The organism is Parasphingomonas frigoris (genome assembly GCF_036663815.1).
Lineage (GTDB): Bacteria > Pseudomonadota > Alphaproteobacteria > Sphingomonadales > Sphingomonadaceae > Sphingomonas.
Genome location: NZ_JAXOJQ010000010.1, coordinates 67,642 through 79,411 on the forward strand (window position 1 = coordinate 67,642; position 11,770 = coordinate 79,411).

Genomic DNA, 11,770 nt, shown 5'->3' on the forward strand with positions numbered 1-11,770 from the left:
AAGTACCCGCGGTCGAAAGGTTCGAGATGGATAGTCGTAAGGTCCTGTTGCTGGTGGGAGCGTTGATCGTCGCGGCGATCACGGCTTTCATGGCGCGCGCACTGATCGTGGGAAGTCCCGCGCCGCAGGCCAATGCGGTCGCGATGGCGCCGGTCGTCGATGGCCCCGAGGTGCTCGTCGCGACGAAGGCGCTGCCGGTCGGCACGATCCTCGATGCGACCGCGCTGAAATATCAGCCGTGGCCCAAAGAACTCGTCGAGAACGCCTATTTCATCAAGAAGGGCGGCTTCGACCAGCGTACGTTGATCGGCACCGTGGTGCGCAATGCGATCACCGCTGGACAGCCGCTGACGCAAGGCGCCTTGGTCAAGCCGGGCGACCGCGGTTTCCTGGCGGCGGCACTCGGGCCGGGGATGCGTGCAGTGACGGTGCCAGTGCAGACGCAGACCAGCGTCGCGGGCTTCGTCTTCCCAGGTGACCGGATCGATCTCATCCTGACGCAGGCGGTGCCCGGCGGCGGCGATGGTCCCCCACTCAAGGCGGCCGAGACGATCATGCGCAACCTGCGCGTGCTCGCCACCGACCAGCGCACCGACAACGGCGTCGGCGAAGACGGCAAGTCGGTCGTCCGCACCTTTTCCAACGTGACGATCGAGGCGACGCCCAAGATCGCCGAACAGATCGCGGTCGCGCAGACGCTCGGCTCGCTGTCGCTTTCGCTGCGCTCGATTGCCGACAACAGCAGCGATCTCGAACAGGCGATCGCCAGCGGCAACGTGACGATGCCCGACGATCCCAAGGCCGAGAAAGCGATGCTCACCCGCATCGCCACCGCGCCGTCGGCCGGCGGCGGCACGATGGCGACGGGTGCCGACGTCTCGCGCTTCCAGCGCAGCACGGTCCCCGGCAAGGCGGCCGAACCCGGACCGGCCGGCGCACCCGCCCCGAGTGGCGCGTTCCCGGGTTCCGTCGTCCGATCCGGACCAATGGTGCACATCGTCCGCGGCAACGCGGTCACCGACGTCGCCCTCGAAGGGAAGAAATAATGCGGTTCCACAGCTTGATGCACCGCGCCGTGACGGCGACGGTCATGACGACGCTGGTCGCGAGCCTGCCCGCAACGGCGCTGGCCGCGCCGGGCAAGCGCCCCCAGCCCCGCGCCGATCGCGCCGCGCGCCCGGTGACGCATGTCGGTGCAGGCCCCGCCGCCACCGTCCGCCCGACCACCGAAGTCGTGCTGTCCACCGGCCAGGGCGAATTGATCAACCTGCCCGCCAGCGTCAGCGACGTGTGGATCTCCAATCCCGGCGTGGCCGACGTCTATGTCAACAGCCCGCGCCAGATTCACCTGTTCGGCAAGGATTTCGGGGAAGCGACCTTGTTCGCCACCGCGGCGAACGGCACGGTGGTCTATGCCGCCAACGTCCGCGTCAGCCAGAACCTTTCGTCGATCGACCGGATGGTCAAGCTGGCCATGCCCGACAGCGACATCAAGGTGACCACGGTCGGCCAGATCGCGGTGCTGACCGGTACCGTCGCATCGCCCGAGGACAGCGCCGCAGCGCAGCGGCTGGTCTCTGCCCTGCTCAACCCCGGCGTCGCACAGGGCCCCGATGCGATGCTCAAGATCGGCGTGATCAACCGGCTGCGCGCGGCGACCCCGCTGCAGGTCAATCTGCAGGTCCGCATCGCCGAGGTCAGCCGCAGCTTCGTCAAGAATATCGGCGTCAACCTGACCAACCGCGGAACCGGCAACCCGTTGTTCAACATCCAGCAGGGACGCCAGGGAACGATCTCCACCGTTCCGGGACAGCTCGGCAGCACGACGGTCGACGCCAACGGCGCGCGGCCCGGCGACACGCTCTTCACCTTCCCTGCCGCTACCGGCATGGGAACGACGCTCGGCCTGGCCGGCAAACTGCTCGGAATGGACCTGCTGAGCTCACTCGATCTGGGGGAGCGCGACGGACAGGTCTCGACGCTCGCCAACCCGAACATCACCGTGATCTCCGGCGAGACGGGCTCGTTCCTCGCGGGCGGCGAATTCCCGATCCCGATCTCGCAGGGGCTCGGTTCGGTTTCGGTCGACTATAAGCAATATGGCGTAAGCCTGTCCTACACGCCGACGGTCCTGTCCGACGGCCGCATCTCGCTGCACGTTCGCCCCGAAGTCTCGCAGCTGTCGGCACAAGGCGCGGTCACGCTGTCGGGCGTCACCATCCCGGCGCTGACGACGCGGCGGGCGGAGACGACGGTCGAGCTCGGCTCGGGCCAGAGCATGATGATCGCCGGGCTGCTGTCGAACAATCACAACAACTCGATCGACAAGGCGCCCGCGCTCGGAGACATGCCGATCGTCGGCGCGCTATTCCGCTCGAATGCGTTCCAGCGCAACGAAACCGAGCTGGTGATCGTGATCACTCCGTATCTGGTCAAGCCGGTTAATGCGAACAGCATCGTCCTGCCGACCGACGGCTACAAGGCGCCGACCGATCTCGGCCGCGTCTTCATGGGGCAGCTCGGCGGTGGCACGACCGGCGCAGAACGGCCCAAGCCGACGATGGCGCCAAGCGCGGTCGCGCAACCGAGCTTCGGGGCGAGTGCACCGATGCCGCCAGCACCGACGACACCGGGCGGACAGCGGCGCGGCGACCCCGCCGGCGCTCTGCCAGCACCGGCGGGGTCGCCCAAGCGGGGCGCCAACGCCACCCCCGGTTTCAGCATCAATTAAGGCCATAGGGACATGCCAATGTATCGCCGTGCACTCCTGATCGCGACCGGTCTGGTTCCCGCCTTGCTGGCCAGTGCCTGTGAGGGCACGCAGAACCGCGGGCTCGAATCGGTCCATCAGCCGGTCGTCAGCCGCACCGACTATGCGCTCGACGTCGCGACCAGCGGCACCGGCCTCGCTGCCGGTGAGGAACAGCGTCTGGCGGGCTGGATGGCGTCGCTGCAGGTCGGCTATGGCGACCGCGTCGCGGTCGACGATCCCAACCCTTATGGTGGCGGCGTGCGCGACGCGGTCGCGCGGCAGGCATCGCATTTCGGCCTGCTCGTCGCCGACGACGCGCCCTTCACCAACACGCCGGTCAGCGCCGGGACGGTCCGCGTCGTCGTTTCACGCACGCAGGCCACCGTCCCCGGCTGCCCCGATTACAGCCGCAACAGCTCGACCGATTTCGAGTCGAACACGTCGTCCAACCATGGCTGCGCGGTCAACGCCACGCTCGCCGCGATGGTCGCCAGCCCGGCGGATCTGGTCCGCGGTCAGCCTGGTAGCCTGGTGGCCGACCCGTTGTCGTCGGCCAAGGCGATCGACAGCTATCGCAAGGCCGCCCCCGCCGGCGCCGGCGGCGCCACGATCAAGGCCGAAAGCACCGGGGGTGGCAAGTAATGAACGCTCCTTTTTCTCCAGGTCGTATCGGCCTGCGCGATCCGTTCAGTGCCTATGTCTGCGACGAGACCACCGCCGAGACGCTGCGCCCGATCGCCGTCGAGATGGGCTGGGCGCCCGAGAAGGTGAACAAGGGCGGGCTGCGCAACGCGGTGCAGTCGCTCTCCGTCTCGGCGAGTCCGCAGATCCTGTTCGTCGACCTGTCGGAGAGCGGCGATCCGCTCAACGACATCAATGCCCTCGCCGAGGTGTGCGAACCCGGGACCGTTGTGATCGCGGCGGGTCAGGTAAACGACGTCCGGCTGTATCGCGACCTCGTCGTCAGCGGGATCCAGGATTATCTGCTCAAGCCGCTCAGTCCCGATATGCTGCGCGATGCGTTCACCAACGCACAGGCGATCCTGAACGCGCCCAAGGTCGTCGAGGCCGGCACCGAGCGCCCGCACATCTCGACCGCCTTCCTCGGCGCGCGCGGCGGTGTCGGCGCATCGAGCCTGGCGACATCGGTCGCGTGGCTGCTCAGCGAGCGGGGCGCGCGCACCACCGCCTTGCTCGATCTCGACGTACATTTCGGCACCGGCGCATTGTCGCTCGACCTCGAGCCCGGGCGCGGCCTGACCGACGCGATCGAAAATCCAAGTCGGATCGACGGGCTGTTCATCGAACGCGCGATGGTCAAGTCGAGCGAGCGCCTGTCGGTGCTGTCGGCCGAGGCGCCGATCAATTCGCCCGTGCTGACCGACGGTTCGGCCTTCTACCAGTTGCAGGAGGAGATGCGCGCGGCGTTCGAATGCACCGTGGTCGATCTACCGCGCGGCGTGCTGGTGCTGCACCCGCACCTGATGTCGGACATCCAGGTCGCGGTGGTGGTGACCGAGCTGACGCTCGCCGCCGCGCGCGACACGATCCGCTTGCTGTCGTGGATGAAATCCAACGCGCCGCAGACGCAGGTGCTGGTCGTTGCCAACCGCGTCCAGCCGGCCGCGCAGCTCGAGATCAGCCGCAAGGATTTCGAAGGGTCGATCGAACGCAAAATCGATTTCTTGATCCCGTTCGACCAGAAACTGGCGGCGCAGGCGGCCAAGCTCGGCAAACCCTTCGCCGAGGCCGGCAAGACGTCCAAGACCATCGTGCCGATCGTCGATCTCGCGCTCAAGTTGATGGCGGTCGGTGATTCGGCCGAGTCGACCGACGGCGCGACCAAGAAGAAGGGCTCCGGCAAGGGCACTTCGCTAATCGGCAAGTTCGACTTCAAGGCGATGGTTTCGCGCGCGAAAAAGCCGTGAGCGGCACACGATGATCGGTAATTCCGACGGCGTAAACGCCGTCGTAACGAAGCGGGGCGCTTGATAGGTCGCATGGAACTGATTCCCGTCCTCTTGCTCGGCGCCGGCGCGCTGGTCGTGCTGATGTTGCTGGCTTTCGCCTTTGCCGGCCCGTCGCCCGAACGCGCCCGCGCGCGGCGGATGGTGGCAGTGCGCGCACGCCACGGCGATTCGGCGACCGCGCTGGTCGACGCGCAGATGCGCCGTATCTCGGCGCTGCGCGGCACACGGATGGACGCAGCGGCGATGCGCTTCCTGCCCCGCCCGGCGCTGCTCAAGAAGCGCCTGGCAATGACCGGCAAGAGCTGGACCGTCGGCCAATATGGCATGGCGACACTCGGCCTCGCCACGGTGATGACGCTGCTGGTGCTGTTCACGGGTGCGCCGCTGTTGCTCGCACTGCTGGTGGGCGTCGTGGTCGGCGCGGGTTTGCCGCACAAGGTGGTCGGCTTCTTCATCAAGCGGCGCATCGCCAAGTTTACCGCGAAGTTTCCCGATGCGATCGAATTGCTGGTGCGCGGGCTGCGCTCGGGCCTGCCGATCACCGAGACGATCTCCGTGGTCGGCGCCGAGGTCGACGGCCCGGTCGGCGTCGAATTCAAGACCATCACCGACAAGATGAAGATCGGGCGGACGATGGATGCCGCGCTGCAGGAGACCGCCGACCGGCTCGGCACGCCCGAATTCCAATTCTTCGTGATCACCATCGCGATCCAGCGCGAGACCGGCGGCAACCTTGCCGAGACGCTCGCCAACCTCGCCAACGTGTTGCGCATGCGCGGGCAGATGAAGCTCAAGATCAAGGCGATGTCGTCGGAATCGAAGGCCTCGGCCTATATCGTCGGCTCGCTGCCGTTCATCGTGTTCGGGATGATCTGGATGATCAACGGCAGCTACATGCAGAACTTCTTCATCGACCAGCGGCTGATGGTCGCGGGTGCCGGCGGCATGATCTGGATGGGCCTCGGCGCGTTCATCATGAGCCGCATGGTCAATTTCGAGATCTGATGCGATGAACCCTGTCACCCCTTCCACCAGCCCGCACATCCTCGGCGTCGACGTCTACACCGTCGCCACGATGCTCGCCGGCGTCGCCGCGCTGATGGTGCTGCTCGCCATCTATGCCGCGACGACGGTGCGCGACCCGATGACCAAGCGCGTCAAGGCGCTCAACGACCGCCGCGAGCAACTGAAGGCCGGCATCACCGCCTCGACCAAGCGCCGCGCCAAGCTCGTCACAAAGAATGAGACGACCGACCGCATCAAGGCGCTGCTGTCGGGCATGAAGGTGCTGCAGGACAGTCAGGTCAAGGCCGCGCAGACCAAGCTGATGCAGGCCGGGATTCGCTCGAAGGAATATGCCGTCGCGGTGATCTTCGGCCGGCTCGTGCTGCCGCTCACCTGGGGCGTGTTCGGCGTCTATGTCGTCTATGGCACGACGATGTTTGCCGACTGGACGCCGTGGAAGGCGTATGGCCTGGTCGCGGTCAACTTCATCCTTTCGTACAAGGCACCCGATCTCTATCTCGACAATCTGATCTCGAAGCGGTCGCAGGCGATCCAGAAGGGGCTGCCCGACGCGCTCGACCTGCTCGTCATCTGTGCCGAAGCGGGCCTGACGGTCGACGCCGCCTTCCAGCGCGTCGCGCGCGAGCTGGGCCGCGCCTATCCCGAGCTGGGCGACGAATTCACGCTCACCGCGATCGAGCTCGGGTTCCTTTCGGAACGGCGCCAGGCATTCGAGAACCTTGCGCAGCGGGTCAAGCTCGACGCGGTCAAGGGCGTGGTGACCACGATGATCCAGACCGAAAAATACGGCACGCCCCTCGCCTCGGCACTGCGCGTGCTGTCGGGCGAGTTCCGCAACGAACGGATGATGCGCGCAGAGGAGAAGGCCGCGCGCCTGCCCGCGATCATGACGATCCCGCTGATCCTGTTCATCCTGCCGACGCTGTTCGTCGTCATTCTCGGGCCAGCGGCCTGCTCGATCTCGGATGCCTTCAAGCACGGCGTCTAAGCTATTGTACGAACTTGCCCCGACGCGGCGTTGACGGCAGGATCGCCGGCGTAACAAAGGTCGGGGATCATCGTCATGCTGTTCACCACGCCGGAACAGGTCGTCGTCCTGGCGATCACGCTGCTCGCGGGCTGGCTGCTCGGCTATGCAAGTGCGCCCAATCCGCGAAAATGGAAGCGCCGCGTGCTGGCGCAGTCCGACAGCTTCAGCGCCTATTACCGCGATGCCCAGGACAAGGTTCGCGCCGCGCGGCAGCGCGCGAACGACCTCAAGGCCGAAGCCGACGCGGTGCGCGCCGACCATGCCGAGGCCGAGCAGACGATCGCCGCGCTGCGCGCCACAGCCCGCACCCGCGCGGAACCGGCTGCCGCGCCGGTTCGCCCGAACGATGCGCCGGTAAGTGACGATGCGTCCGTCGTGCCCGAGGCGCCGGTCGCGCCCAGCGCGCCGCCGCAGCGTGCCTGGCTCGACGCCAGCCCGCGGGACGATCTGACGCGGATCCGCGGGATCGACGCGCTGCTCGCGGCGCGCATGTTCAGCCTCGGCATCATACGCTTCGAGGATCTTGCGAAATGGTCGGACGCGGACGAGATGGCGCTGGAGCATCGGCTCGGCCTGACAGTCGGGCGGATGGCCCGCGAACAATGGCGCGATCAGGCCGCGCTGCTGCGCGCCGGAGGCGATGCCGAACATGCCGCGCGGTTCGCGGCCGCTGACAGGGTCGACTAGCGGCGGGTTAGACCAAACTCGCCTTCCCATCTTCGCTTCATTTTCGCGCTCCCCAATACCGTTCGGGCTGAGCTTGTCGAAGCCCTCCTCGCAGCACGCTGGTCGATCGCGTGATGGAGGGTGCCGTTCCACCGGCTCAGGGCGACCGGGGGAGGAACCTGCGTGTAACGCCGCAGGCCCAGCCCTCTACCTCAGCCCGCGGTCTTCGCCAGCGCCGCCTGCGCCGCCGCCAATCGCGCGATCGGCACGCGGTACGGCGAGGCCGAGACGTAGTCGAGCCCGGTCGCCTCGCAGAACGCGATGCTCGCCGGATCGCCGCCATGCTCGCCGCAAATGCCGAGCTTGATACCGGGACGCGCCGCGCGACCGCGCTCCGCCGCCATGCCGATCAGCTGCCCGACGCCCTCGACGTCGAGCGAGACGAACGGATCGCGCGCGTAGATGCCGCGCTCGACATAGGTGGTGAGGAAGCGCGCGGCGTCATCACGGCTGACGCCGAGCGTGGTCTGCGTCAGGTCGTTGGTGCCGAACGAGAAGAACTCGCCAATCTCGGCGATCTCGCCCGCCATCAGGCAGGCGCGCGGCAGCTCGATCATCGTGCCGACGAGATATTCGATGCGTTGCCCCTTGTCGGCGAACACGGCTTCCGCTGCCTTGTCGACCACGGCCTTCATCAGCTCGAGCTCGCGCGCGGTGCCGACCAGCGGGATCATCACCTCGGGGATCGGTGCCGCGCCCGATTTGACCGCGACCTCGATCGCCGCCTCGAAGATCGCGCGCGCCTGCATCTCGTAGATTTCAGGGTACGTCACGCCGAGCCGGCAGCCGCGATGGCCGAGCATCGGGTTGAACTCGTGGAGCTCGGCGGCACGCCGCTTGAGCACGTCGATGTCGATCCCAGCAGACCGCGCGACCTCGGCAAATTCGGCTTCCTGATGCGGCAGGAATTCGTGAAGCGGCGGATCGAGCAAGCGGATCGTGACGGGCAGGCCCGCCATCACCTCGAACAGCTGGACGAAATCGCTGCGCTGTGCGGGCAGCAGCTTGTCGAGCGCGGTACGGCGGCCGGCTTCGTCCTCGGCGAGGATCATCTGGCGGACGTCGGTGATGCGTTGCGCATCGAAGAACATGTGCTCGGTGCGGCACAGCCCGATGCCCTCGGCGCCGAACTCGCGCGCGACCTTGGCGTCGAGCGGGGTCTCGGCATTGGCGCGGACCTTGAGGCGGCGCACGCCGTCGGCCCAGACCATCAACGCCGCGAAATCGCCCGACAGTTCGGGCTGCACGGTCGGCACTTCGCCCGCCATCACTTCGCCGGTGGTGCCGTCGATCGTGACGAGGTCGCCCTCGCGGATCGTCCGGTCGCCGACCTTCATCACGCCGGCCTTGGCGTCGATCGAGATCGACCCCGCGCCCGAGACGCACGGACGGCCCATGCCGCGCGCGACCACGGCAGCGTGGCTGGTCATCCCGCCGCGCGCGGTCAGGATGCCGCGCGCTGCGTGCATGCCGTGAATGTCCTCGGGCGAGGTTTCGGTGCGGATCAGGATCACCGAATCGCCGGCTTGCGCGCGCTTCTCGGCGGTGTCGCTATCGAACACCGCCTGCCCCGAGGCAGCGCCGGGCGACGCGGGCAGGCCCTTGGTCAGCACGTCACGCGTCGCCTTGGGGTCGAGCGTCGGGTGGAGCAACTGGTCGAGCGCCGCAGGGTCGATCCGTGCGACCGCCTCTTCGCGCGTGATCAGCCCTTCCTCGGCCATGTCGACCGCGATCTTCAGCGCGGCCTTGGCGGTGCGCTTGCCCGAGCGCGTCTGGAGCATCCACAGCTTGCCCTGCTGCACGGTGAATTCGATGTCCTGCATATCGCGGTAATGCGTCTCGAGCAGGTCGAACACCTTGGCCAGCTCGGCGAACACCACCGGCATCGCTTCTTCCATCGACAGCGGCTTGGCGCCCGCCGCCTGGCGCGCGGCGGTGGTGAGGTATTGCGGGGTGCGGATGCCGGCGACGACGTCTTCGCCTTGGGCATTGATCAGGAACTCGCCGTAATAGGCGCGGTCGCCCTTGGCGGGGTCGCGAGTGAACGCCACGCCCGTCGCCGAGGTGTCGCCCATGTTGCCGAACACCATCGCCTGGATGTTGACCGCGGTGCCCCACGATGCCGGGATGTCGTTGAGGCGGCGATAGACCTTGGCGCGCTCGGACTGCCATGAGCCGAACACGGCGCCGACCGCGCCCCACAGCTGGTCGTGGACGTCCTGCGGGAAGGGCTTGCCCCACTGCTTTTCGACCAGCGCCTTATATTCGGCGACCAGCGCGCGCAGATCGTCGGCGGTGAGATCGGTGTCGAGGAAATAGCCGCGGTCTTCCTTGGCGATTTCGAGCGCTTCCTCGAACGCGTCATGGTCGAGCTCGAGCACGACGTCCGAATACATCTGGATGAAGCGGCGATAGCTGTCCCACGCGAAGCGCGCGTCGCCCGACGTGGTGGCGAGGCCCTCGACGGTCTGGTCGTTGAGGCCGAGGTTGAGCACGGTGTCCATCATGCCCGGCATCGAGGCGCGTGCGCCCGAGCGGACCGAGACGAGCAGCGGATCGGCAGCGTTGCCGAAGCGCTTGCCCGTCACGCCTTCGATATGTCCGATCCCGGTGGCGACCTCGTCGCGCAACCCTTGCGGAAACTGCCCGCCTTCGTCGTAATAGACCGCGCAGAAATCGGTCGAGATGGTGAAGCCCGGCGGGACTGGCAGGCCGATCGACGCCATCTCGGCCAAGTTCGCGCCCTTGCCTCCCAGCAGATTGCGATCGCCCTTGCCCCCGTCCGAAACGCCGCCGCCAAACCGATATACGTACGTCATGGATATTCCCTACTCAGTGCCTGGGTTTTCGCTGGGGAGGCGTCGGCAAAAGTCGCGGTATGATCACACCATCGCGGGGCTAGCCCTCGATCTTCGAGAAGTCGGCCACGTTGTGCACCGCAGCACGAACGCGATCAAGCAGACCGAGCCGCGCTGTGCGCTTGGCGGGTTTGGGGTCGTTGACGATGACGCTCTCGAAGAACGCGTCGATCGGGGCGCGCAGCGTCGCGAGCGCGGCCATCGCGGCTTCGAAATCCTCGCGAACGATCGCGGCGGCGGCGGCCGGTTCAGCCGAGTCGAGCGCGGCGGCGAGTGCGGTTTCGGCGGGTTCGGGCGTGTAGCCAGATGCCGTCGCCCCGGCGGAGGCCGGGGCCGTTGCGTTGGTGGCACCCGGTTCACCCGGCGGTAAAGCGGCCCCGGCCTGCGCCGGGGCGACGAAGCCCTCCTTCTTCAGGATATTCGCGGCGCGCTTATACCCGGCGAGCAAGTTCGCCCCATCCTCGGTCCCGACAAACCCCTGCAATGCCCGCACGCGCGCGAGCAGGCGGACGAGATCGTCCTCCCCACCCAGCGCGAACACCGCGTCGATCAGGTCGTGCCGGACGCCGGCTTCGCGTTGCTGGACTTTGAGGCGGTCGGCGAAGAAGGGAAGCAGAGCATCTCGCGTGCGGCGCGCGGGAGCAAGAAAGTCTCGCTCCAAGCCTTCTGGCCCAGAACGGAACTCTCTAACCCGTTCGTCAATATCGATCTTCCGCCAATTTTCACGCGCATCTTTGGCCGCCACCAACTCGTTGTACGCGTCAATGGTCCTTTCAGACTCGGTTTTGGACGCAACATGCCAAGCGACAATCCGTGCCATCGCCATTGTCAGCGGAAGACGAATTCTCAGCTCTTCTATTAATGCGATAATGCCAAGCGCAGCGCGGCGGAGCGCAAACGGATCCTTGGACCCACTCGGCGGCATCTCAGCGTAGAAGAAAGAGCTTATCGTATCCAGCTTGTCCGCCAAGCTCACCGCCACCGTCACCGGATCGGTGGGCACATCATCGCCCTGCCCGACCGGCTTGTAGTGATCGCGGATCGCCGCGGAGACGGCGGGGTGCTCGCCTTGGGCGGCGGCGTAATAGCCGCCCATCAGGCCCTGCAACTCGGGGAATTCGCCGACCATGCCGGTGACGAGATCGGCCTTGCACAGGCGCGCGGCGCGGTCGGCGAGGTCGGCCAAAGTCTCCCTCTCCCCTTCAGGGGAGAGGGTCGGGGAGAGGGGCAGTACTGCGTTACCGAGCGGGACGCCTGTTGAGGCGTGGGGGGGGGGGGGGGGGGGGGGGGGGGGGGGGGGGGGGGGGGGGGGGGGGGGGGGGGGGGGGGGGGGGGGGGGGGGGGGGGGGGGGGGGGGGGGGGGGGGGGGGGGGCGGGCCGGGGGCGGGGCGCGGCGGGCCGGGGCGCG

General features: G+C 67.3%; 8 protein-coding genes and 1 pseudogene. 7 read left to right on the forward strand and 2 right to left on the reverse strand.

The genetic code is table 11. From position 1 onward, the window contains the following. Window positions 1–26: 26 nt before the first annotated feature. From cpaB to U1872_RS20450, 7 genes are all read left to right on the forward strand, one after another. Window positions 27–1,046: a Flp pilus assembly protein CpaB gene (gene cpaB / locus U1872_RS20420; protein WP_332794741.1), complete on the forward strand. Its 1,020-nt coding sequence runs from the start codon at window positions 27–29 to the stop codon at window positions 1,044–1,046. After that, a complete protein-coding gene (locus U1872_RS20425; RefSeq protein WP_332794742.1) occupies window positions 1,046–2,731 on the forward strand; it encodes a type II and III secretion system protein family protein in 1,686 nt (561 codons plus the stop codon). Before cpaB ends, U1872_RS20425 begins: the two co-directional genes overlap by 1 nt. A 12-nt stretch (window positions 2,732–2,743) precedes the next feature. Further along, window positions 2,744–3,394 carry a CpaD family pilus assembly protein gene (locus tag U1872_RS20430; protein WP_443025423.1) on the forward strand — a complete coding sequence of 217 codons (651 nt, stop codon included), beginning with the start codon at window positions 2,744–2,746 and terminating at the stop codon, window positions 3,392–3,394. Continuing rightward, a complete protein-coding gene (locus U1872_RS20435) occupies window positions 3,394–4,680 on the forward strand; it encodes a pilus assembly protein CpaE (protein WP_332794743.1) in 1,287 nt (428 codons plus the stop codon). Before U1872_RS20430 ends, U1872_RS20435 begins: the two co-directional genes overlap by 1 nt. Window positions 4,681–4,752: 72 nt before the next feature. Then, entirely contained in the window at window positions 4,753–5,727 is a 975-nt protein-coding gene (locus U1872_RS20440) for a type II secretion system F family protein (RefSeq protein ID WP_332794744.1), read from the forward strand. Window positions 5,728–5,731: 4 nt separating this feature from the next. Next, window positions 5,732–6,736, forward strand: a complete 1,005-nt coding sequence (locus tag U1872_RS20445; RefSeq protein WP_332794745.1) for a type II secretion system F family protein — start codon at window positions 5,732–5,734, stop codon at window positions 6,734–6,736. Window positions 6,737–6,811: 75 nt separating this feature from the next. Further along, window positions 6,812–7,465, forward strand: a complete 654-nt coding sequence (locus tag U1872_RS20450) for a helix-hairpin-helix domain-containing protein (protein WP_332794746.1) — start codon at window positions 6,812–6,814, stop codon at window positions 7,463–7,465. 191 nt (window positions 7,466–7,656) lie between these two features. Here the strand turns inward: U1872_RS20450 and ppdK are convergent, their stop codons facing one another. Together ppdK and U1872_RS20460 are read right to left on the reverse strand one after the other, a co-directional pair. After that, window positions 7,657–10,323 carry a pyruvate, phosphate dikinase gene (ppdK, locus tag U1872_RS20455; protein ID WP_332794747.1) on the reverse strand — a complete coding sequence of 889 codons (2,667 nt, stop codon included), beginning with the start codon at window positions 10,321–10,323 and terminating at the stop codon, window positions 7,657–7,659. A 79-nt stretch (window positions 10,324–10,402) separates the two neighbouring features. Further along, window positions 10,403–11,548: pseudogene (locus tag U1872_RS20460) on the reverse strand (glycine--tRNA ligase subunit beta); the annotation flags it as partial. Window positions 11,549–11,770 lie beyond the last annotated feature (222 nt).